The organism is Pseudonocardia sp. GCM10023141, assembly GCF_042653605.1.
In genome coordinates this window covers 48,350-70,520 of sequence record NZ_JBHSIR010000067.1, presented here as the reverse complement: position 1 = coordinate 70,520, position 22,171 = coordinate 48,350, and the positions used below count along the sequence as shown (strand labels likewise).

Below are 22,171 nucleotides of genomic sequence, written 5' to 3'. Positions count from 1 at the left end.
CCGGACTGGCCATCGTTGCTGTACTGCTGCTCTTCGCCCAGAGCGCGCAGATGTTCGCAGCGTCGTTGCGGACCACAGCGGCGGGTGCACGGGGGCGTGCGCCGAACTGGGCGTGCGCCGAACTTCTCGACGAGGGGGGTTGGTTGGTTGAGCGCATCGTTCGTCGGCTTCGGGCGCGACCCGCCGGGGTGGGCCGGGCGTCTTGAAGCCGGTATTGCCGGGGGTTGTGACCGCACCGCTGTCAGGGTCAACTGCAGCCGTTCGACTCCGGGGGTGTGAAGGGATCGCGCGGAGTGCCTCGAGAGCTGTTCGAAGCGGGCGTCCTCGAATTGGTCGCCGGCGAGCCGATCCGCCGCCACCGACGACTCACGAGGTGGACGACGTGCCGCGCCCGAGCTCCGGTGGACAATCGTAATCGTTTCGAGACCTGCTTGGGTGTCTCTGGATCAACGGTCTCGATCTCCCATCCCGGGCTGGATGACTTTTCTCTCGGCCGGGCTGACTGTCGGTTACCGTTCACATCCGGATGGGTCGTGTGGAGCGAGCAGGTCAAGTGGACAGCGGCGCGATGCGCTGAATTCGGGCAGCGGGGGAGAACGATGAGGGCTCTTTCTGCAGCGCTTGGCGGAGAGCGGACTCTGGTGTCGCCGGAGCCGTTCGGCGGTCAGGTGTGGTGTGTCCCTGCGGTGCTCGCGAGCTCCGCGCCGCCGGCGCAGGTCCCGACTGCGGGACGAGCCCGTCCCAGAGGGCTGCGCGAGGAGAAGGCGCAGGCGGTGTCGTGACGAGCGGACAGGCACCGGCACCGACTGGTGGGGGACAACAGCCGGTCGGCATGGACCTGGCCAGGGTCGGGTTCACCGATGCGGTCGAGGTGGGTCGGGGCGGGTTCGGTGTGGTGTTCCGGTGCAACCAGGAGGCGCTCAACCGCACGGTCGCGGTGAAGCTGTTGCACACCGATCTCGACACGGTCAGCCGCGAGCGGTTCTTCCGCGAGGGCCGGGCGATGGGCGGGCTCTCAGGCCACCCCAATGTCGTCGACGTGCTGCAGGTCGGGGTCACCGGCAGCGGCCGGCCCTACATCGTGATGCCGTTCCAGGCGCTCGACTCTCTGGCCTCCCGGGTGCGCCGCGAGGGCCCGCTGGAGTGGGCGGAGGCCACCCGGCTCGGGGTGCGGCTGTCGGGTGCGCTGGAGAGCGCGCACCGTGTCGGCACCCTGCACCGGGACGTGAAGCCGGCCAACATCCTGCTCTCGGACTACGGCGAGGCCCAGCTCACCGACTTCGGCATCGCCCGTATCGAGGGCGGTTTCGAGACGGCGACGGGCGCGTTCACCGGCTCGTTGTCCTACACCGCCCCCGAGGTGCTCAACGGGCACCCGCCCACGCCGGCGTCGGACATCTACGGGCTCGGTGCGGCGCTGTTCTCGATCATCGCGGGGCGCGCGGCGTTCGAGCGCCGCGAGGGTGAGGAGATCATCGCCCAGTTCCTGCGCATCACCGGCCAGCCGATCCCGGACCTGCGCGGCCACGGCGTCCCCGACGAGCTGTGCGCGGTGCTGGAGCGCGCGATGGCCAAGGACCCGGCCGAGCGGCCCGCGTCGGCCGAGGCGCTGGGCCACGAGTTGCAGGAGGTGCAGCGCGCGGCCGGGCAGCCGGTGGCCGAGATGGCGTTGCCGGTGGCCCCGCGCTCGGCCCCGGTCGACCCGGACGTCACCACGACTGCGGCGCCGCAGGAGCGGTCGCCGCGTCGGGTGTCGGGCCCGGTGCCGCCAACCGAGCGGCCACGGACACCGACGCCCCACTCCAGATCGCAAGCGAAGGCGGATGCGTCACCGATTCCCACCTCGTCAGCTGACCCGTCGACGCCACTGATGTCGACTCCCACCCGGGTTCCCGAGCCGGACGGCGCGACGGCCGGGGTCGAGTCTGGTGTCACATCGAGCCCGAGCCCGAGCCCGAGCCCGAGCCCGAGCCCCCGTCCGCGTCCCGCTCCGCCGCCGCCCGGGGTGTCGCCTACGACACCGTCGCCTGGGTCTCCTCCCGCGCCGAAGCCCGCGACCGCCCCGCGGCGTCGACTGCGCATGGTCGCCGCAGTGGTCACGGTGCTGGTGCTGCTGGCTTCGCTTACTGTCACCGGTGCGTTCCTGTTGCGGGACCGGACCGCGGCTGCGGCAGCACCCCCCCGCACGCCGTCGGTGACCGGGGGTGTCGCGGCCAGTGTGTGGCGGGCTGCGGCGAACGACCCGACGCCGCGGCAGCAGGTGGCCACCACCGTGGCCGATGGGGTCATCTGGGTGATCGGCGGGCTCACCGACTCCGGGGCCACCACCAAGGTCGAGGGATACGACCCGGCGATCAACACCTGGAAGTCCGCGATCAACCTGCCCGTGCCGCTGCACCACGCGATGGCCGTCACCTACCGCGGCGAGATCATCGTCCTCGGTGGCTGGCAGCCCGATGGCGCGAACCTCTCGGCGATAAGCTCGAACAAGGTCTACGCCCAACGTGGCGGCGGCTGGGTGGAGCTTCCACCGATGCTGTCCCCGCACGTCGCGGGTGGGGCGGTCGTGATCGGCGACCAGATCGTCGTCTCCGGCGGCCAGGCGAACGGCAAGCTCGTGCCCACCACCGAGGTGTTCAACGGCAGCACATGGACCGCCGTACCGAACCTGCCGACGCCGCGCGAGCACCTGGCGATGGTCACCGACGGCAGCTACGGGTACGTGATCGGCGGGCGCGCGCTGTCGTCGGACAAGAACAGCGGCGCCGTGGAACGATTCGACCCGACGACGAAGACCTGGGCGACGCTGGCGGCGCTTCCGGCGCCGCGCGGCAGCATCGGGGCCGCGGTCGCGGACGGACGCATCGTGGTACTCGGCGGTGAGGACCCCACCCGCGTGCTCGCCAGCGTCGACGCGTTCGACCTGCGGTCCGGGCGGTGGACCGTGCTACCGCCAATGACCGATCCGCGCCACGGGCTCGCGGTCGCCGCGGTCGGGAAGACCGTCTTCGACTTCGACGGGGCGACGAAGCCCAGTCACACCGCGTCCACCGGCGTCGGGCAGGCCCTGGACCTCCCGCCGCGGCGGACCCAGCCCGCAGCCACCTGGCGGTGGCTGAAAGATTCCCCGCTCGCCCGGCAGTTCACCGGATCCACCGACGCCGGCGGCGCTGTGTGGGTGACCGGCGGGTTGGCGGCCGGGGAGGCGACCGCAGCGGTACAGAGCTACGACCCGGGCACTGACACCTGGAAGGCGGGGCCGGACCTGCCGGTGGCGCTCAGCCACGCCGCCGCGGTCACCTACCGCGGCGAGGTGGTCGCGATCGGCGGCTCGATCCCGGTCGGAGGCAACATGTCGGGAACCACCGCAGACACGGTGTCCGCGCTGCGCGGGGGCGCCTGGGTGGCGCTGCCGCCGCTGCACCATCCCCGCGCCGAGGCGGCGGCGGCCGTGGTCGGGGACAAGATCGTGGTCGTCGGCGGTCAGGCGAACGGCGCGCTGGTGTCCCCGACCGAGGTGTTCGACGGCACCTCCTGGACCGACGCCGCACCCATCCCCACCCCCCGCGACGTGCTGGCGGCCACCACCGACGGCACCTACGTCTACGCCGTCGGCGGCCGCAACCTGTCCGCGGACAAGAACACCGCAGCCGTCGAACGGTTCGACCCCGCCACCGGCACCTGGACGAGGCTGCCCGACATGCCGACCCCCCGGGGCGGGCTGGGCGCCACCTACGTGGACGGCCGGATCGTCGCCGCCGGCGGCGAGGAACCCACCCGCGTCCTCGGTGACGTGGAGGCCTACGACATCGACACCGCCACCTGGGCGACATGGGCACCGCTCGGCGTCGCCCGCCACGGCATGACATTGGTGACGGTCGGCACCACCGTGCTCGCCCTCAACGGCGCCAACCGCCCCACCCACACCGAATCGGTGGCGACGGTCGAAGCGCTCGACTTCTCCTGACCGCGCCGATGGAGGATGAGCTCCTCACCGGGCAGGGCAGCGCGGGCGTCGCAGCGGCGAGGACCGAGGACATCGCCGACCGGCACGACCATGTCCCGGCTCGGTCGATCGCGGGCTCCGGGGCCGACTGCCAGGTCGAGCGCGTGTGACTATGGCGGTCCGCCGGGGTGAGCGTCTCTCGGGGCGCTCCGCCGGTGCGGCGAGGATCGTTGAGCTCATGCACCGCACCCTGCTGCGCATGATCGACATGCCGACGCGCAACACGACGACCGGGCCCAAGACATCCGGCTGGCCCCTGATGGGTCGGTGTTCTACAACGCCGACAGCCAGCAGAACGGCGTCTGGGTACCGGACGGAGCCGCAACCCGCGTCGTGCGGGAGATCCCCACCGGGCGGGGTGCGCATGGGCTGTATCTATCTCGTGATGCCACCCGATTGTTCGTCACCAACCAACTGGAGGGCACGGTCAGCGTGCTGGATGCCTACAACCGGCGCCACCCGGACCACCTGGACGATCCCCGGAGGCGGCAGCCCTAACATGGGCAACCTCAACGCCGACGGCACCCGGTTGTGGCTCTCGGGCCGATACAGCCGCGATGTCTACTTACTGTCCACCACCACCGACCGGGCGCCCGAGTCGCGTGTCCTCTGGGCTCCCCACGCAGCGCCGCTGGCGTTCAGCATCGTCGGACGTTACCCCGTGATGGTCGCCACCTCGGCCCTGCGACCCGCCTCCTGATGATTGCTCGCGGTGACGACATCGACCTGGCTCGACCCGGCGGGCGACGGCATCGACCTGGCTGCCGGCACGAGTGGACGACACACTCGAGTCTTCGACGGGTAGGTCACTCTGCTGGTCGGATCCGCCCTGTCGTGCCGTGCCGCCCTCGGCTGTGTCGATCGTCGGTTTACTATCGGTCGTAGGAGACCTACGGCGCAGAGCCGGAGAAGGAGCATCATGCGACGTCCAGCCCAGTCGGGCCCGGGATCCGCGTTCGACCGCCGCCGGTTTCTGATCGGGGCCGGCGGTGTGGGCGCGGGGCTGGTTATCGCCGGGTGCGGGTCCAGCACCGGTGCGCCGCCCGCCGGAGGGGAGACACTGCTTCGAAACCGGATCGGGCCGGGGGCGCCGCTGATCGCCGCCGCCGAGCGGGCCCGCCAGACGGTCGGGCAGCGAATGGTGGATGTCGGGCTGTCCCCGTCGGTCGGCCCGGTCGATCTCGGCGGGGTCGTGGTGCAGACGTGGTCCTACGGTGGGCAGCTGCCCGGCAAGGAGATCCGGCTGCGCCGCGGGGATCTGCTGCGCGCGCAGCTGACCAACCGGCTGCCGGCCCCGACCACGGTGCACTGGCACGGAATCGCGTTGCGCAACGACATGGACGGCGTCCCCGTCCTGACCCAGCCCGAGATCGCCGCGGGCGCGGCGATGCGCTACGAGTTCACCGTCCCCGACCCGGGCACCTACTGGTTTCACCCGCACGTCGGGACCCAGCTCGACCGCGGCCTGTACGCACCGCTGATCATCGAGGACCCCGCCGACGGCGCCGGCTACGACCAGGAACTGGTCGTGGTGTTCGACGACTGGCTCGACGGCACCGGCCGCACCCCCGATCAGGTCCTGGCCGATCTGAAGGCCAACGGCATGGGCGGCATGGGCGGCGGCATGCAGATGGCCCAGTCCGCGGCGCTGCACGGCGACGCCGGGGACGTCACCTACCCCCACTACCTGGCCAACGGACGCATCGCGGCCGCGGCCCGCTCGTTCACCGCGAAACCCGGGCAGCGCGTCCGCCTGCGCATGATCAACGCCGGTGGGGACACCGCGTTCCGGGTCGGGGTACCCGGCACCCCGATGACGATCACCCACACCGACGGCTACCCGGTGACCCCGACCCGGGCCGACGCGGTGCTGATGGGCATGGGCGAACGCATCGACGCGATCATCACCATGCCCGCCACGCCGACCCCGCTGCTCGGGCTGGCCGAGGGCAAGAACGGCATCTCCCAGGTACTGCTACAGCCCGGCCGCGGCGCGCTACCGGACCCGGCCGCGGCCGCGGCCGCGTTGATGGCGCGCCCGGTGATGTTGGTCAACGACATCCACGCCGCGGCGGCGGTGCAGCTGAGCTCGCGCACTCCCGACGTCACCCACGACATGACGATCGCTGGCCCGAACCCGGGCTACGCGTGGACGATCAACGGGGAGGCGTATGACCCGAACCGGGGCCTGGAGGTCCACCAGGGTCAGCGGGTGCGGCTACGGTTCGCCAACACCACCACGATGTTCCATCCGATGCACCTGCACGGGCACACCTTCCAGGTCCGCGGCGCGGGCGGGATGGGGCCGCGCAAGGACACCGTTATCGTGTTACCCCACCAGACCGTGGAGGTCGACTTCGACGCCACCAACCCCGGCCAGTGGCTCACCCATTGTCACAACATCTACCACGGCGAAGCCGGGATGATGACCGTGGTGTCGTATGTGGCGTAGCGACGTCATGGCGGCTACCCGGGGGTGGCGACTCGCGCGGGCGGCCGCCGCGACGGTGGTCACAGCGGTGCTGCTCGGCGTGCCGACCGACGTGCTGGACACCCCGCTGTTCACCCGGATGACCCCGGTGCGCGGGTGGGAGTACCCGATGCTGGCCGCGACCGCACTGCTCGCCGGTCTGTGGGCCGGGCTACCCGGGCAACCCGGCGGAGCGGGCAAGGTGGGTGTGTCCGGTCTGGTCACGACATTGGCCATCGGCTGCCCGGTGTGTAACAAGGTCGTGGTAGCCCTGCTCGGTGTCTCCGGGGCGCTCGGCGTCTGGGCGCCGATCCAACCGCTGCTCGGGATCGCATCGGTGCTGAGCCTCGCGGTAGCGGTGGGCCTGCGCTGGCGAGGTACTCGGGCGACCGCCTGCCCCACCCCGCACACCGCGGAGCCGCACGGCACCGCTCCCGACGCCGTCAAACCCGACGATATCCACCAGATCAGGGGAACAGTCGACCTCGCCCGACCGGTGGATCATCATGCAGCCCCGCTGCGGACCGGATGACAGCCGGCACCCCCACCGCAGCGCAGGAGCGTCCCCGCGGCCACCCGCCCCGACCCGACGCCAGCACGGCGAACGTCGCGAGCTCCGTGGACGATAGGGCGAAGCCCAGCCTCGACCACGCTCCTCGGTGCTGATCCAGTGCGTGGGCGGAGTCGATCGCGGCAACGTTGACGTCGTGGTAGACGCGGCAAACAATTCTGTTCATGGTGGTGATGTCACGGGAGACCAAGGATTACTCAAGACGGTATATGCGCTGACCTCCAGCGGAGAGCCGGTCACGACCGGGTTGCTCGCGCATGAGCTGGGGGTGTCCTCGCCGTCGGTGTCGGCGATGGCGAAACGCCTGACCGCCGAGGAGCAGTTCCTGGAGCGCCCGGATGGGCGGGTGCTGCGGTTGACCGAGCTGGGCGAGCATGCTGCGTTGCGGGTGATCCGCCGCCACCGGCTGCTGGAGACCTTCCTGGCCACGATGCTCGCCGTGCCTTGGGACGAGGTACACGCCGAGGCTGAACTGCTCGAACACGCGGTGAGTGACCGGTTGGAGGACCGGATCGACGCAGCGCTCGGTCACCCGACCCGGGACCCGCACGGTGATCCGATCCCGCCGCGGACCGGCCCGCACGACGACGTGTGGGGCGAGGCCCTGGACGCGGCGCCGGCGGGGTGCTGGTTCCGTGTGCAGCGGGTGTCGGACCGCGACAGCGCCGCGTTGCGTTACCTGGGCGGGTTGGGGATCGTCCCCGGTGTCCCTTCTGCAGGGTGCAGGAGCAAGACCCCTTCGCAGGTCCGCGCTGGGTGCGGCTGCACGGTGAACGCCACGCGCTGGGTGTCCCGCTGACCCGGCTGCTGCACGGCCAGATCGTGGCGGCCGGCACCGATGACCCGCCCCAGAACAGCCACCCCGCTCCCGCCGCCGGTAGCGACCGTGGCCCCGCCGGTAGCGACAGTTCCGCAGGCCGCGGCCGTGGCGGCCCGTCGGGTGAGCGGCCGGTCGGCGATCGATGAGCCCCACCGACGGCGCCACCGGTCCGCTGTTGACCGAGGAGGACCTCGCCCGTTCCCGGGACCGGGAACGGGTGGTGACCGCGCGACAGGCCGGGCAGCGGGGGCGTCTGCTGTGGTTGCTGGTCGGGCCCGGGGTGCTGGCCATGCTCGGGGAGAACGACGGCCCCAGCATGATCTCCTACGCCACCGTCGGAGCCAGCTACGGGCTGGGGTTCTTCCTGCCGTTCATCGTGGTGCTGTTCGCGATGGCGTATGTCTGCCAGGAAATGTCCATGCGGATCGGGGCGGTGACCCACCGCGGCTACGGCGAGCTCGTCCTGCACCGATACGGCGCGTTGTGGGGCTGGTTCGGGGCCGCGGACCTGGGTACTGACCAACCTGGTCACCCTGGTCGCGGAGTTCGTCGCGATCCGGGTCGGACTGGCCTACTTCGGCCTCGGGGCCCCGGTCGCGGTCGCCCTGGGGCTGGTGTTGATCGTGTTGACGCTCGGCGGGCGCCGCTACTGGCGGTGGGAACGGGTCGTGCTCGGCCTGGCCGTGTTCAACGGCCTGTTCCTGGTGGCCGCAGTCGGGGTCAAACCCGATCTGGGAGCGGTCGGGGCCGCGTTCGCGACCTGGGGCCCATTGCCCGGCGGCGGACTGAGCACGCTGTTGCTGTTGTTGACCTCGACCATCGGCGCCACCGTCACCCCATGGATGATCTTCTACCAGCAGGGGGCGTCCGCGGACAAAGGGATGACCCCGCGCGACATCGGACACGGCCGTCTCGACACCGCGCTCGGCGCGGGGCTCGCGGCGGTGTTCGGCGTCGGCGCGCTCATCGCCGGCGCTGCACTCGCCACCCACGGCGGCGCCACCATCCAAGGGCTTGACGGTGCCGGGTTCCCCGCCGCGCTGGCCGCGACCGCCGGATCGGCGGTGGGGGCGGTGTTCGCGCTGGGATTGATTGAGGCCGGCGCGGTGGCGATCCTGACCATCTCCGCGTCGACGGCCTACGCGGCCGGGGAATGCATCGGGATCTCGCATAGCTTCAACAGCTCACCGCGACGCTCGGCGCTGTTCTACCTCGCCAACATCGCCACCGCCGCGCTGGCCGCCGCGGTCATCCTGATCCCCGGCGCCCCGCTGCTCGCGATCGCGCTGAACGCGAACGTGCTGGCCACCGTGCTGCTCCCGGTCGCGCTGATCTTCATGCTGATGCTGGCCAATGACCGCGACCTGATGGGCCGCTGGGTCAACACCCGCGCCACCAACATCCTCGCCATCACCGTTGTCGGGTTCGTCGCGGTGTGCGGCGCCGCCTACGGCATCGACTCCTTCCTGCAGACCGTCCACCTCATCGCGGCCCCACCCTGAACCGGCCCTTACCTCCGCCGGCTCGATCGAACCCATCCTTGGACGGAACGCATGACCCCACCCGCAGCACACACCGACACCGGGCTGGTCGCGTTCCTCGAACCCGACCAGCTCGTCGCCGATACCCGCCGCCGGGTCCCCCCGGCACGGCTACGCCGCCGCGCCCGAGCAGCACTCTGGGCGCTACGAGTCTTCGTCCTGCTGCTCAGCGTCATGGTCATCTATACCTTCATCTCCCAACTCACCTAGCTCCTACTCGGTGCGACCGGGTTCTCCACGACGACGAGACCGATGGCCACGGCGAGGACCCCGGCGGTGGCGGCAACACCGATGACGGGAAGATCGTCCATCGCCCCGGGCCCGACGAGGCGGTGGCACACCCCCTGAGCACGGGTTGGGCCCACCTCGGGCGCCGGTCCATCCGCCGGCCGTTCACATCTATGGGCGACGACCCCTGCCTCCTGACGGCACTGTCCGGATTAACGTGTTCGTTTCGAACGAGGTGAATGCCCCGAAGACGGGAATTGTCCCGGCGGGGTTGTTCGTCGAGAAGAATGCCGAGCGCGCCACCGGATCGGGCCGTCACCTTCTCCTACGCTGCGTCGTTGACGGGGAGGACATCGGACAGGGCACTACAGGCATGGGCGGTCGCGCAGTGGGCAGGCATCGGAAAGAATCAACCCGTCGCTGGAGCGGGCCCGCACGGGCAACGGTCCTCGCCGGGGCGCTCGGCGCCGGGATGCTCGGTGCGGGCACCGTCGCCATCGCCGCGCCGGCCATCGCGACCAGCCCCTCCCCGACCCCGGCCGGTAACGCCGCCCCGGCCGGTAACGCCTCGTCATTGGTGGCCGGCACGCCCTGTACCGCGACCGCGAAAGCCTGCGTCGATCTGGCCCACAACCAGGCCTGGCTCATCCGGGACGGCCGAGTCATCCGCGGACCGGTTCCGATCACCCAAGGCGCCACGGACCAGACCACACCGGTCGGGACCTTCGGAGTGCAGTGGAAAGACCAGCACCACCGCAGCAGCGAGTACAACAACGCACCCATGGAGTACTCGGTGTTCTTCGCCCCCGGCGGGATCGCCTTCCACGAGGGCAGCCTGCAGAAGCAGTCCGCCGGCTGCGTTCATCTGTCCGCCGACGACGCCGCCGCCTGGTACAACTATCTCCAAGTCGGCGACCAGGTCCAGGTTCACTGAACCGGATAATCCACTACAACGACACGGCCGTGCAGGGCAGGACCGTGGGTGGAGAAGACCGAGCCCGTTGGCGCGGACCGCGTCGGGGTGATCTTGTGAAATCCGGGCGCAGCAGGTGCCGGGGCAAACCCGTGACCTGCTAACTCCCGGACGGCTATGGGATCGACCTTCCCCGGCCTCACGTCTATGAGCCAGGGGGCGACGTGCGCGGTGTGATCACGCACGCCGGCGAGTACGACCACGGGCGTCGTTGATGGAGGAGCCCCGGTGGTCATAGCGTCGACGCGGAGTTCTGCGATGTGGTGACGACGCCGGTGCGAGGCAGTCGCCTCGCCGGCGATGGCGCGTCAAGTCCTGGTCCTGCCCGACGAGCTTTCCCCTACCCCGTCCTCTCGCGGCTACGGCCTGCGGCCCTCGCCTGCGCTTGAGGTGTGCTCGGTGGCCGCGCGCGTGCTGGTGACCCGACCGCCGCTGGCGCCACGGGTGCCGGCCCCGGTGCTGGTGCCGTCGCCGTAGCGTCGGTCGAACTTGCGGATCTTCCAGTAGGCGACCGCGCCGATCCAGGTGAGCAGGAAGACCACGACGATGAACTGCCCGGCGGTGTTGATATCGATGCCGGACAGGAAATCCCAGGGCTGCCCGGTCAGCCCGAGCTGGCCCGAGAGCAGTCCGAGCAGCTCAATGGTGCCGATCACGAACGCCACGAAGATCGACAACCCGGTGGTGGTGATGTTGTAGTAGATCTTGCGGACCGGGCTGACGAACGCCCAGCCGTAGGCCTTGGACATGAACACCCCGTCGAAGGTGTCCATCGTCGACATGCCCGCGGCGAACAGGATCGGCAGCGCGATGATCGCCAACGGCGGCAGCCCCCCGACCACCGCGCCGGCGCCGGCGACCGCGATCAGACCGACCTGGGTGGCGGTATCGAACCCCAGCCCGAACAGCAGCCCGACCGGGTACATCTGCCAGGAGTTGTTGATGAACTTGTTGTACCGGCCGCGGAAGATGCGGTTCATGAACCCGCGCTTGGCCAGCAGCTCCTCGAGCTCCTCCGGGGAGTACTCGCCGCGCTTGGCTTGGCGCCAGGCGCGCACGATCCCGCCCAGCACCGCCAGGTTCAGCCCCGCGATCAGGTAAAGGAACAACCCCGAGACCAGGGTGCCGATGATGCCGCCGGTGGACTTGAACGCCTCCTGGAACGCGGTGGCCTGCGCGGCGACCAGGGCCAGCGCGGTCACGAACCCGAACACCACCGAGGAGTGGCCCAGGGAGAAGAAGAACCCCACCCCCAGCGGTCGTTTTCCCTTCTGCAGCAGATAGCGGGTGGTGTCGTCGATCGCCGAGATGTGATCGGCGTCGAAGGCGTGGCGCAGCCCGAAGGTATAGGCCAGCGCCCCCGCCCCCGCGTAGACCAGGGTGCCGTCGCTGCCGGTGGCGTTGTGCAGCGCCGGGATGGAGTTGTAGTGGATGAACAACCCCCACCCGATCACGTGCAGCGCCGCGATGAAACCGAACATCCCGAGCAGCCGGGGGATCTCGTCGCGGGTGAACCGGATCCGCTGCTTATCGGTCAACGGCGGCCCGGCCGCCGTCGCCGGCTGCACGTTGGTTGACATCGAGCACTCCCCATCTGACGCTGCTATCAGCCGTCACCCACCGGTGCGGCACATCCCCCACCCTGCTGCATGGTAAATGCAGTAGCTAGCGTTGGGTAGCGCCGGTCGGGAGTGGTTCGTCCACCGCAGGTCCCGCCTCGATTGGCGCCGCCGTCGACTCGGGTGGCGCACCGGCGAGACCGCCAGCGGAACGGGGTAGGTCGACGTGGCCGGGCGCGTGCAGCGGAGCCGCGATGACGCCGATCTCGCACCTCGGCAGTTGCACGTACGTCGGCTGCTCGTCGAAGTGATCGGAAGTCGTCGCGATGCGTTGGAGCGGTGGGGTTCGTTCTGGCCGCATCTCCGCCCGTGCTGCGCCTCACTGCGTGCTGTGTACCGCAGGGCTGAACATTGCGTAGCAAGGGACGTGGCTGAGGCATGCATAGCCCGGTCGGGATCGGCAACCCATCGAGCCGGGAGTGCGGTGGGGGTGCGACTACTCCTCTTTGACTACGGTACCCCCCTAGGGTACCGTATCTCGTGTGGCGGACGGCGTGGGAGACAACTCGTGAACGGATACACCCAGGACCGGGTTGCCTATCTCAAGCGACTGCGCCGTATCGAAGGTCAGATCCGGGGGATCGCGAAGATGGTGGAGAACGACGAGTACTGCATCGATGTACTCACTCAGGTGTCCGCGGCCACGAAGGCCCTCGAAGCCGTCGCGCTCGGTCTGCTCGACGAGCACCTGCGCCACTGCGTGGTGCAGGCCGTCGCCGAGGGCGGCCAGGTTGCCGAACAGAAGGTCGCCGAGGCCAGCGCCGCGATCGCGCGCCTGGTCAAGTCCTGACCCCACGCACCTGTCCGCACTCGTCCATCCCGCGCCCCGCATCGGGGAAGAACGGAGAAACCCACGATGAGCCAGCACACCTACACCGTCATCGGGATGACCTGCGAGCACTGCGTCGCGTCGGTCACCGAGGAGATCAGCGAGATCGACGGGGTCACCGCCGTGGCGGTTGAACTGACCACCGGCGCGGTGACGGTGACCAGCACCGGACCGGTCGACCCGGACCAGGTCGACAAGGCGGTCCACGAAGCCGGCTACCGCCTGGTGGGTTGACGAGGCACGCGCTTTGCAGCCCTCCGGCGACCAACCGCCCGGGCTCTCGATGTTCAATGCTGCGCGTGCTCAGGGAGGTTTCGATGACCACGACCACACCCATTGCGGCGGGGGAGCTCACCGATGTCGAGCTGTCCATCGGCGGGATGACCTGCGCCTCGTGCGCGAACCGGATCGAGCGCAAGCTCAACAAGCTCGACGGGGTCACCGCCACGGTGAACTACGCCACCGAGAAGGCCCGGGTGAGCTCGCCGACCGGGATCGATCCGGCCCTGCTGCTCGCCCAGGTCGAAGCGGCCGGATACACCGCCGTGCTGCCGCGGCCCTCGACTGAACCGGCAACACCGGGTGGTGCGGACTTCGATGCCGAATCGGGCGTTGGGGGCGAGGAGCCTGATCCGACGCGGGCGCTGCGCCAGCGGCTGATCACCAGTCTGGTGCTGTCGGTCCCGGTCGTCGCGCTGGCGATGATCCCGGCCCTGCAGTTCACCTACTGGCAGTGGATCTCCCTCGCGCTGGCCGGGCCGGTAGTGGTGTGGGCGGCGGCGCCGTTCCACCGCGCGGCCTGGGCGAACCTGCGCCACGGCGCGGCGACGATGGACACCCTGATCTCGATGGGCACCCTCGCCGCGTTCGGGTGGTCGCTGTATGCGCTGCTGTTCGGCACGGCCGGGATCCCCGGCATGACCCACACCTTCGCCTTCGCCGTCGCGCACGGCGACGGCGCCGGGAACATCTACCTCGAGGTCGCCGCCGGGGTCACCACGTTCATTCTGGCCGGACGCTATTTCGAGGCCAGCTCCAAGCGCAGCGCCGGCGCAGCGCTGCGTGCGCTGCTGCAGCTGGGCGCCAAGGACGTTGCCGTGCTGCGCCCGGACACCACCGGTGGCGGTGTGGCGATGGTCGAGGCCCGCATCCCCATCGGCCAGCTTCGTGTCGGGGATCGGTTCGTCGTGCGGCCGGGGGAGAAGATCGCCACCGACGGGGTGGTCGAGGAGGGTGCCTCCGTGGTCGACGCGTCGATGCTCACCGGTGAATCGCTGCCCGTCGAGGTCGGACCCGGCGACACCGTCGTCGGGGCCTGCGTCAATGCCGGTGGTCGGCTGGTCGTGCGGACCACCCGGGTCGGCGCCGACACCCAGCTGGCCCACATGGCGCGGCTCGTCGAGGACGCCCAGACCGGGAAGGCGCAGGTGCAGCGTCTCGCCGATCGGGTCTCGGGGATCTTCGTGCCCATCGTCATCGTGCTGGCGGCCGCCACGCTGGCGTTCTGGTTGATCGTCGGCGGCGGAGCGGGGGTGGCGTTCACCGCGGCGGTCGCCGTTTTGATTATCGCCTGCCCGTGCGCGCTCGGGTTGGCCACTCCCACCGCGCTGCTCGTGGGGACCGGTCGTGGTGCCCAGCTCGGAATCCTGATCAAGGGCCCGGAGGTGCTCGAGTCCACCCGCCGTGTCGACACTGTGGTGCTGGACAAGACCGGCACGGTCACCACCGGGCAGATGTCGCTGCTCGAAGTGCACGTGGAGGATGGGCGGGACGCTCTTGAGGTGCTGGGCCTGGCCGGTGCGGTGGAGAACGCCTCCGAACACCCGATCGGTGCGGCGATCGCCCGCGGCGCCCGCGAACGGGCCGGGAACCTGTCCGATGTGACCGAGTTCATCAACCTTGAGGGCCTTGGCGTGGCGGGAGTGGTGGACGGTCACGCCGTCTTGGTCGGGAGGGCCGCCCTGCTCGAGCAGCGCAACCAGCCCCTGGGTCGGGACCTGGTCGCGGCGAAGGCGGCGGCCGAGCAGCAGGGGCGGACCGCGATCGCGGTGGCGGTCGACGGTGCCGCCGCGGGAGTCCTCGTGGTCGCCGACACCGTCAAGCCGACTTCCGCGGCGGCTATCGCCGGTCTGCGGGCGCTGGGGCTGACCCCGATCCTGCTCACCGGCGACAACCCCGCCGCCGCCGCGAGTGTCGCCGCGCAGGTCGGGATCGACCCCGGGCCCGACACCGTGATCGCGCAAGTACTGCCGGCCGACAAGCTCGAGATCATTAAGCGACTGCAGGCGCAGGGCACGGTCGTGGCCATGGTCGGTGACGGGGTCAACGACGCCGCGGCGCTGGCCCAGGCCGACCTCGGTCTGGCCATGGGCACCGGCACCGACGTCGCGATCGAGGCCAGCGACATCACCCTGGTCCGCGGCGACCTGCGCGCCGCGGTCGACGCGATCCGGCTGGCCCGCCGCACCCTGGCCACGATCAAAGCCAACCTGTTCTGGGCGTTCGCCTACAACGTCGCCGCCCTACCCCTGGCCGCGTCCGGCCTGCTCAACCCGATGTTCGCCGGAGCGGCCATGGCTCTGAGCTCGGTGTTCGTGGTCAGCAACAGCCTACGGCTGCGCCGGTTCCGCAGCATCAATCGGTAGAACCTGGACCGGAGTCAGTCTGACCCCACCGCGGACGCAGCTCAACACCGATGATCGAGTCGTCATCGTCGTCGTCGCGCGGCAGTGCGATGACCCAGGTTTGATCGATCAGTGCGCCGGCATCGATGTCGGTCCAGCGCTGCTGGTGTTGTGCGTGCGGGGTGGACGGTGGGAAGGGCAACCTTGCCCACAAGGTCCGGTCGTTCGGGGCGACCACCCCGGACCTGCTGGACCGGCGGGACTGGCTGTCCGCGGCCGGGGAGACACAGGTGACGATGAAGTCCACGGGCGTCTACTGCAGGGCGCCGTATACATGTGGGAGGGACACCTTCGAAGTGTTGCTGCCAACGCCACCCACCTCAAGCACGTCCCAGGCCGCAAGACTGATGCGATCGACGCCCAGTGGATCGCCGAGGTGGTGTGTCGGACGTCGCGATGTGGACGATCCCGTTCGGCACCACGACGTCGGGGCCGCCGCCGCGGGCCCGACAGCGCCGTTGGGTCCACCAGACCGCGACCAGGATCCCGGCGATGGTGCACAGCGCGTAGGCCCGGATCGGGCCCGGCCCGGCCCGGATACCAGACCGCCTGCGGTGGGCTGGGTAGATATGCCAGGTTCATTGCTCTCGTCCTCTTCCGCGCCGCTCTCGACGGCCCGAGGTGGCGGCTGGTCGGGTCTACCGGCTCAGGCCGACACGCTCCCGCTCGGGGAGTTCGGCTGTGACGGCGGGGTCGGATCGGTCGGCGCCGGCGCCTCGCCAGGCGGCCTTTCGGAGCAGCCGCAGGCCGTTGAGGCCGACCAGGACGGTGGATCCTTCGTGTCCGGCCACGCCCAGGGGCAGCGGCAGGACCGCGGTGAGGTCCCACACGACCAGGGCGGTGATCACTGTGGCGGCCAGGGCGAGGTTGGCGCGCATGACCCGGTGCGCCCGCGCGGACAGATCGATGATCTTCGGGAGGATCGCGAGTTCGTCGCGGACGATGACCGCGTCGGAGGTGTCGAGGGCCAGGTCGGAGCCGTGGCGGCCCATCGCGACACCGAGATATGCCGCGGCCATCGCGGGGGCGTCGTTGACGCCCTCCCCGACCAGCAGGACTCGGTGCCCATCGCCCTGCAAGGCGAGGACATGGGTGACCTTGTCGGCCGGCAGGAGCCCGGCGCGCACCTCGGTGATGCCCACCTCCGCGGCCAGCCGCGCCGCGGCACCGGGGTTGTCCCCGGTGAGCAGCACCGGGGTGGCACCGGTCAACGCGGTCAACGCGGTCACGGTGGCGGCCGCGTCCGGGCGCAGCCGGTCGACCAGCCCGAGCACCCCGGCCGGGACCTCGTCGATCAGGATGACGACCGCGGTGGCGCCGTCGTCCTCGAGCTCGGCGACCACCGCCCGCGCCACCGCCAGGCCGGCAGCCGCAGCGAGGCCGTCGAGCAAGACCGGGGACCCGACCTGGATCCGGCGGCCGTCGACGGTGGCGGTGACGCCGCGACCCGGCGCGGAGCCGAAGTCGCTGGCGCGGGGAAGGGCCAGGTGGCGGTCATGGGCCGCGGCGAGGATCGCGCGGGCGAGCGGATGTTCGCTGGGATGTTCCGCGGCCGCGGCCAACCTGAGCAGCCCGACGGCATCGAGCCCGGCCGTGATTCCGGTGTGGGGCAGCAGCCGGATGTCGGCGACGCGGGGGGTGCCCTCGGTCAGGGTGCCGGTCTTGTCGAACGCGACGACGCTGATCTCGCGGAACTTCTCCATCACCACCGCGGACTTGACCAGCAGGCCGTGGCGGCCGGCGTTGGCCATCGCGGACAGCAGCGGCGGCATGGTGGCCAGCACTACCGCACACGGCGACGCGACGATCATGAAGGTCATCGCCCGCAACAGGGTCGGCTCGAACGCAACCCCCCACACGAGCGGGATCCCGAACAAGGCCAGGGTGGCCACGACGACGCCGATCGAGTAGCGCTGCTCGACCTTCTCGATGAACAGCTGGGTGCGGGCCTTGGTCGCCGAGGCCTGCTCCACCATGGCCACGATGCGGGCGACGACCGAATCGGCGGCGGCGCGGGTGACCCGCACGCGCAGCGCGCCGGTGCCGTTGAGAGTGCCGGCGAACACCGGGTCCCCGGTCTGTTTGAGCACCGGCAGCGGTTCCCCGGTGATCGAGGCCTGGTCGAGCTCACTGACCCCGGCCAGGACCTCCCCGTCGGCGCCGACCCGCTCCCCGGGACGGACCAGCACCACATCGCCCACCTCAAGCTGCGCGGTATCGACCTCCTCCTCCGCGTCGGTGTCGTCGCTGGAGCCCGCCTCGCCGTCCGCGCGGCGCACCCGGGTGGCCCGCTCCGGGGCCAGGTCGAGCAGCGCCCGCACCGAGTCCGCGGTGCGGCGGGTCACGAACGCCTCCAGGGCGCCGGAGGTGGCGAAGATGACGATCAACAAGGCGCCGTCGACGACCTGCCCGATCCCCGCCGCGACCACTGCAGCGACGATCATCAATAGGTCCACGTCCAGAGTTCTCTCCCGCAGCGCCCGCAACCCGGCCAATGCCGGTTCCCACCCGCCGGTGACGTAGCAGGCCAGATACAGCGCCCACCACACCGGCTCCGGCGCGCCGGACAGTTGCGCCACCCCACCGAGGGCGAACAACCCGGTCGCGATCGCCGCCCAGCGGATCTCGGTCAGATCCCACAACCGGGCCCACACGCTCCGTGCCGGGCGCACCACCCGCGGTCGGCCCTGCACCATCGTCATCACCAGGGACACTCTATATGCGTGACAACGCAGGTACGTAGTGAGCTTGATAGCTGAACAGCTCGACAGGTGTACATCTCGGCGGTAGATTGGGGGTGTGCATGATGCGCTGCCGGGGTTCCAGATGCCTGATGACCTGCTGGTCGAGCGGGCTGCGGACGCCTACCGGCTACTCGCTGACCCGACCCGGATCAAAATCTTGTGGGCGCTGGCCCAAGGCGAGACCTCGGTGGCGTGTCTAGCCGAGCTCGTGGGCGCCGCACCGACCGCGGTCAGCCAGCACCTGTCCAAGCTCCGGCTGGCCGGGCTGGTCCGCGGTCGCCGCCACGGCACCTTCGTCTACTACCACGCCGTCGACGACAAGATCACCCAGCTGCTGAGCGTCTCGCTGGACCGCCCGGTCCCGGCCGACACCGTCTCCGTCGGTGCGGTCTCGGTCGGTGCGGTCGCCGGCAGCCGCTGACTGGCTGAGCATCCCGGGCGCGGCAAGACCGAGGATGTCGCCGCCGTCTTCGTCAATCCAGACGTGCCTCGCTACGTCGAGTGGCCTCGTCATGGACGGTGTGGACCCGCGGCGTGACCTGGTCTCCTGACCGGATCCCGTCGGCGGCGTGCGCGGCTACGCCGGTCATGGTGAACGCGACGAGCCGGTGCACCGCGGCGCGGGAGGGCAGCGTGGCGGCGGCGGTGAGGGCGTGCAGGCAGAAGCTCGCCAGTTCGTCGGGGGCGATGTCGTCGCGCAGGTCGCCGGCCGTCGCGCCCGCGGCCAGGAGGTCTTGGATCATCTCGCGTAGCCGGCGTTCTGCGGCTCCGACCTGGTCGTCGCGATGGAGGACGGCGGCGAGATCGGAGCGGTGGTGGCGGCGGGATTGGTGGGTGATGAGGGCGTAGGCCTCGAGGACGGCTTCGAGCTGCTGTGCGGGATTGCCGGTGGTGTGGTCGCGGATGTCGGCGAGTTGTTGGAGGTGGCTGGTGATTTGGCGTTCGTGCCAGGCGAGCAGGATCGCCTCGACGTCGGGGAAGTACTTGTAGAGCGTGGCGCGGCCGATCCCGGTCGTGGCGGCGATCTGCGACATCGTGACCGAGGTCAGCCCGTGTTCGGCCACCAAGGCTGCTGTCGCGTCCAGGGTGGCGTCGCGCACCGCGGCGCGGTGCGCGGCGATGGTGTCGTTCCAGAGCCTCGGCACCGGTGGAGTATACGCACCGACGGGAACCGACAAGACGTCTTGACAGATACACTCTGTCTCGCAAAACTGGGTGGATGATCCTGCCGGTCGAGCTGAAGGTTCCGGGTGCGCGCTTGTCCTACGAGGTGCGCGGCGAGGGCCCGTTGTGGGTGGTGGTCCCGGGCGCGGCCGGGGACCGGGCGCCCTACCAGCAGCTGGCCGTCGAGTTGTCCGGCCGCTATCGGGTGGTGACCTATGACCGGCGCGGGTTCTCCCGCAGCCAGCTGCATGGCGCGCAGGACTACGCCCACCGGTTCGAGGTCGACGCCGACGACGTCGCGCGGCTGATCGGGCATCTTGGAGCGGAGCGGGCGACGGTGTTCGGTAACAGCTCCGGCGCGCTGGTGGCGCTGCAGGTCCTGATCGACCACCCCGGGGTGGTGGAGAGGGTCATCGCGCACGAGCCGCCGGCGGTGCGGCTGCTGCCCGACGGTGAGGACTGGGTCGCGTTCTTCGACGCGGTCTATGACACCTACCGGGCGGCGGGGCCGCATCCGGCGCTGCGCCAGTTCAGCGAGGGGATCACCGGCGGCATGGTCGGACGCGGCGGCGTGGTCGGGCACCGCAGGGATCCCGACACCGGCGCCCGGCCGGTGGCGAACCTGCTGTACTGGTTCGAGCGGGAACTGCGCCAGTACCCCCGAGTCGAGCTCGACGTGCCGGCGCTGGCCGCCTACGCCCACCGGATCGTCCTCGCCGGCGGGGTTGAGTCGAAGCAGTTCATGACCTACCAGCCGGCCACCGTGCTGGCCACGGCACTCGAGACGCCGATCCTGGACCTGCCCGGTGGCCATCTGGGGCTGCTCGCGCAGCCCGCGGAGTTCGCGCTCGAGCTGCTCGCCGCCGTCGCGCAGCCCAGCCCGCGCGGCGGCGAGACTCCGGCGCCCCGGGAGCCCCGGTAGCCCCGGCCGAGCATTCGGGCGGGACCGTCACTCCGACGACCGAAGGAAGACCATGACCGATCCACCCCATCCCGACGCCCACGGGGACATCCGAAACGAGAACACCGAGAAGGCGGGTGGGTCGACCACCGGGCCGCCCCGATGGGTGAAGGTGTTCGGGATCATCGGCCTCGTCCTGGTCGCGCTGATCCTGATCTCGCTGCTCACCGGGCACGGCCCCGGCCGGCACATGACCGGTGGCCTGGGTGGACCGGCCACACCGGTCACGCAGCCCAGCGCCGTGGAAGCCGGTGCTCGCAGCGGCGGTCCCGTTCTGCTCCGGGTCGGCGCTGCGTGGTGAGGGTGATGACGCCGCGGCTGCGACAGTTCGCGCGCACCGTGCACGTCGTCGCCTCGGTGGGGTGGCTCGGCGCGGTCGTGGGGTTCCTCGCGCTCGCCGTCGCCGGCCTGACCGCAGCGGACGTGCCGGCATTGCGTGCGGTCTACCTCGCGATGGACGTGATCGGCTGGTATGTCCTGGTTCCGTTCAGCGTCGCCTCGCTGCTCACCGGGCTGATCAGTTCCCTGGGCACCCGGTGGGGGTTGCTGCGGCACTACTGGGTCCTGGTCAAGCTGGTGATGAACCTGTTCGCCAGCACCGTGCTGGTGCTGTTCATGACGATGTTCATGCAGCCGCTGCGCCGCCTCGCCGACGCGGCGGCCACCGGGTCGGCGGGTGCCGAGCTGCGCAGCCTCGCCCCGATCGTGCACACCAGCGGCGCGCTGATCCTGCTCGTCGCCGCCGCGGCCCTGTCGGTGTACAAACCGCGCGGCCTGACCCGTCACGGACAACGCACCCAACCCCGGCGCGCAGCCGCGGCCGCGAAGCCCACCGATGTGGTGGCCGGTGGCTGGCAGGGGTGAACACCCGGCTAGCGCGACATCGGCCTCGGTCGGGAGCACGGTGATGCCGCTCAACAGACTCGGGTGATCGGCGCGCCGAGGTCGCGGTGGTGATCTCGCAGCCATCCGACGGCATGCACGACCGCCGACAGCACGAAGCCCGAGATCAGAGCCCAGAGGAGCTCTCAGGCCATCGACCCGGCCAGGGCCAGCGCGTGCCCGATTGGCAACCATCCCCGATTACCCCCAAACACTTATGGGGGTATTGGTGGTGCCTGTTCCATACCCCTGTCTGGTTACCCGAGTCACCGCCCTGACCACCGCGCCCGGAATCCTCACCGGACTGGGTGTACGGGCCAATCGTCGTCCTGACGGCTTGCCCGTGCGACCGATTCCCGCAGTGTGGTGCCTGGCTGGGGGCGTCGCGGCGGAGCAGGAGCGGCTCCACGGTCAGCAGCAGTCTTCGCCGCGCCAGGCCGCCCGTCCCTCGCGGATCGCGATCGCGGCCAGCGCGAGGGCGATCACCGGGTCGACCCACCTCCAGCCCAGGGTGGCGGTGAGCGCGAGGCCGAGCAGTACCGCGCCGGCCTGCGCGGCGCACAGCAGGTTCTGCACACCCTCCCCGGCGGTCGCCCCCGAGTCCAGGATCCGTCCGAGGCGTTGTTTTGGCGATCCCGAGGACCGGCATGAGCAACAGGCTGGCCGCGGTCACCACGAT

Annotated in this window: 22 protein-coding genes and 1 pseudogene; 18 read left to right on the top strand and 5 right to left on the bottom strand. The window is 70.5% G+C overall.

All coding sequences use genetic code 11. The features are described 5' to 3' along the window. Positions 1 to 832: 832 nt before the first annotated feature. The 11 genes and pseudogenes from ACFPFQ_RS38165 (at position 833) to ACFPFQ_RS38115 (ending at position 10,570) form a co-directional block, all read left to right on the top strand. Positions 833 to 3,967 carry a protein kinase domain-containing protein gene (locus ACFPFQ_RS38165; protein WP_379627847.1) on the top strand — a complete coding sequence of 1,045 codons (3,135 nt, stop codon included), beginning with the start codon at positions 833 to 835 and terminating at the stop codon, positions 3,965 to 3,967. 8 nt (positions 3,968 to 3,975) lie between these two features. After that, a complete protein-coding gene (locus ACFPFQ_RS38160) occupies positions 3,976 to 4,116 on the top strand; it encodes a hypothetical protein (RefSeq protein WP_379627846.1) in 141 nt (46 codons plus the stop codon). Positions 4,117 to 4,273: 157 nt separating this feature from the next. Continuing rightward, the gene (locus tag ACFPFQ_RS38155; protein WP_379627844.1) at positions 4,274 to 4,504 is read left to right on the top strand and encodes a YncE family protein; all 231 of its coding nucleotides are present in this window, start codon (positions 4,274 to 4,276) and stop codon (positions 4,502 to 4,504) included. Between the two features lies 1 nt (position 4,505). Beyond that, a complete protein-coding gene (locus tag ACFPFQ_RS38150) occupies positions 4,506 to 4,706 on the top strand; it encodes a hypothetical protein (RefSeq protein WP_379627842.1) in 201 nt (66 codons plus the stop codon). 219 nt (positions 4,707 to 4,925) lie between these two features. Beyond that, positions 4,926 to 6,458 carry a multicopper oxidase family protein gene (locus ACFPFQ_RS38145; RefSeq protein ID WP_379627840.1) on the top strand — a complete coding sequence of 511 codons (1,533 nt, stop codon included), beginning with the start codon at positions 4,926 to 4,928 and terminating at the stop codon, positions 6,456 to 6,458. Positions 6,459 to 6,465: 7 nt separating this feature from the next. Further along, positions 6,466 to 7,008, top strand: a complete 543-nt coding sequence (locus tag ACFPFQ_RS38140) for a hypothetical protein (RefSeq protein ID WP_379627838.1) — start codon at positions 6,466 to 6,468, stop codon at positions 7,006 to 7,008. Positions 7,009 to 7,135: 127 nt separating this feature from the next. Then, positions 7,136 to 7,846: an iron dependent repressor, metal binding and dimerization domain protein gene (locus ACFPFQ_RS38135; protein WP_379627836.1), complete on the top strand. Its 711-nt coding sequence runs from the start codon at positions 7,136 to 7,138 to the stop codon at positions 7,844 to 7,846. Positions 7,847 to 8,009: 163 nt separating this feature from the next. Then, positions 8,010 to 8,360: pseudogene (locus ACFPFQ_RS38130) on the top strand (divalent metal cation transporter); the annotation flags it as partial. Positions 8,361 to 8,382: 22 nt separating this feature from the next. Then, positions 8,383 to 9,369, top strand: coding sequence for an NRAMP family divalent metal transporter (locus tag ACFPFQ_RS38125; RefSeq protein WP_379628272.1), 987 nt, complete (start codon positions 8,383 to 8,385; stop codon positions 9,367 to 9,369). Positions 9,370 to 9,420: 51 nt separating this feature from the next. Then, entirely contained in the window at positions 9,421 to 9,618 is a 198-nt protein-coding gene (locus ACFPFQ_RS38120) for a hypothetical protein (protein ID WP_379627834.1), read from the top strand. 235 nt (positions 9,619 to 9,853) lie between these two features. Next, a complete protein-coding gene (locus ACFPFQ_RS38115; protein ID WP_379627832.1) occupies positions 9,854 to 10,570 on the top strand; it encodes a L,D-transpeptidase in 717 nt (238 codons plus the stop codon). 398 nt (positions 10,571 to 10,968) lie between these two features. Here the strand turns inward: ACFPFQ_RS38115 and ACFPFQ_RS38110 are convergent, their stop codons facing one another. Then, the gene (locus tag ACFPFQ_RS38110; protein ID WP_379627830.1) at positions 10,969 to 12,189 is read right to left on the bottom strand and encodes a HoxN/HupN/NixA family nickel/cobalt transporter; all 1,221 of its coding nucleotides are present in this window, start codon (positions 12,187 to 12,189) and stop codon (positions 10,969 to 10,971) included. Positions 12,190 to 12,736: 547 nt separating this feature from the next. On the opposite strand from ACFPFQ_RS38110, the gene ACFPFQ_RS38105 reads away from it, so the two are divergent. The 3 genes from ACFPFQ_RS38105 to ACFPFQ_RS38095 all read left to right on the top strand — a co-directional run bounded on the left by ACFPFQ_RS38105 (position 12,737) and on the right by ACFPFQ_RS38095 (position 15,702). Further along, positions 12,737 to 13,018, top strand: a complete 282-nt coding sequence (locus tag ACFPFQ_RS38105) for a metal-sensitive transcriptional regulator (RefSeq protein WP_379627829.1) — start codon at positions 12,737 to 12,739, stop codon at positions 13,016 to 13,018. Positions 13,019 to 13,084: 66 nt separating this feature from the next. Next, entirely contained in the window at positions 13,085 to 13,291 is a 207-nt protein-coding gene (locus ACFPFQ_RS38100; protein ID WP_379627827.1) for a heavy-metal-associated domain-containing protein, read from the top strand. Positions 13,292 to 13,374: 83 nt separating this feature from the next. Then, positions 13,375 to 15,702 carry a heavy metal translocating P-type ATPase gene (locus tag ACFPFQ_RS38095; RefSeq protein ID WP_379627825.1) on the top strand — a complete coding sequence of 776 codons (2,328 nt, stop codon included), beginning with the start codon at positions 13,375 to 13,377 and terminating at the stop codon, positions 15,700 to 15,702. Here ACFPFQ_RS38095 and ACFPFQ_RS38090 read toward each other — a convergent pair. After that, a complete protein-coding gene (locus tag ACFPFQ_RS38090) occupies positions 15,692 to 15,988 on the bottom strand; it encodes a hypothetical protein (protein ID WP_379627824.1) in 297 nt (98 codons plus the stop codon). The genes ACFPFQ_RS38095 and ACFPFQ_RS38090 overlap by 11 nt on opposite strands. A 391-nt stretch (positions 15,989 to 16,379) precedes the next feature. Beyond that, on the bottom strand, positions 16,380 to 18,443 hold the full coding sequence (locus ACFPFQ_RS38085; RefSeq protein WP_379628270.1) for a heavy metal translocating P-type ATPase: 2,064 nt from the start codon (positions 18,441 to 18,443) through the stop codon (positions 16,380 to 16,382). A 97-nt stretch (positions 18,444 to 18,540) separates the two neighbouring features. Between ACFPFQ_RS38085 and ACFPFQ_RS38080 the strand changes: the two genes are divergently transcribed. Further along, a complete protein-coding gene (locus ACFPFQ_RS38080; RefSeq protein ID WP_379627822.1) occupies positions 18,541 to 18,906 on the top strand; it encodes an ArsR/SmtB family transcription factor in 366 nt (121 codons plus the stop codon). 52 nt (positions 18,907 to 18,958) lie between these two features. Here ACFPFQ_RS38080 and ACFPFQ_RS38075 read toward each other — a convergent pair whose 3' ends face one another. Continuing rightward, a complete protein-coding gene (locus tag ACFPFQ_RS38075) occupies positions 18,959 to 19,663 on the bottom strand; it encodes a TetR/AcrR family transcriptional regulator (protein ID WP_379627821.1) in 705 nt (234 codons plus the stop codon). A gap of 41 nt (positions 19,664 to 19,704) precedes the next feature. Between ACFPFQ_RS38075 and ACFPFQ_RS38070 the strand changes: the two genes are divergently transcribed. The 3 genes from ACFPFQ_RS38070 to ACFPFQ_RS38060 are packed head-to-tail and all read left to right on the top strand — an operon-like array spanning position 19,705 to position 21,474. After that, complete coding sequence (locus ACFPFQ_RS38070) at positions 19,705 to 20,571, top strand: alpha/beta fold hydrolase (protein WP_379627819.1); 867 nt, start codon at positions 19,705 to 19,707, stop codon at positions 20,569 to 20,571. 52 nt (positions 20,572 to 20,623) lie between these two features. After that, positions 20,624 to 20,911, top strand: coding sequence for a hypothetical protein (locus ACFPFQ_RS38065; RefSeq protein WP_379627817.1), 288 nt, complete (start codon positions 20,624 to 20,626; stop codon positions 20,909 to 20,911). Between the two features lie 5 nt (positions 20,912 to 20,916). After that, positions 20,917 to 21,474 (top strand): DUF2269 domain-containing protein, encoded by a 558-nt coding sequence (locus tag ACFPFQ_RS38060; RefSeq protein WP_379627816.1) that lies wholly within the window; start codon positions 20,917 to 20,919, stop codon positions 21,472 to 21,474. Positions 21,475 to 21,903: 429 nt separating this feature from the next. On the opposite strand, the gene ACFPFQ_RS38055 is transcribed toward ACFPFQ_RS38060, so the two are convergent. Next, on the bottom strand, positions 21,904 to 22,068 hold the full coding sequence (locus ACFPFQ_RS38055) for a hypothetical protein (RefSeq protein WP_379627814.1): 165 nt from the start codon (positions 22,066 to 22,068) through the stop codon (positions 21,904 to 21,906). Between the last annotated feature and the right edge of the window lie 103 nt (positions 22,069 to 22,171).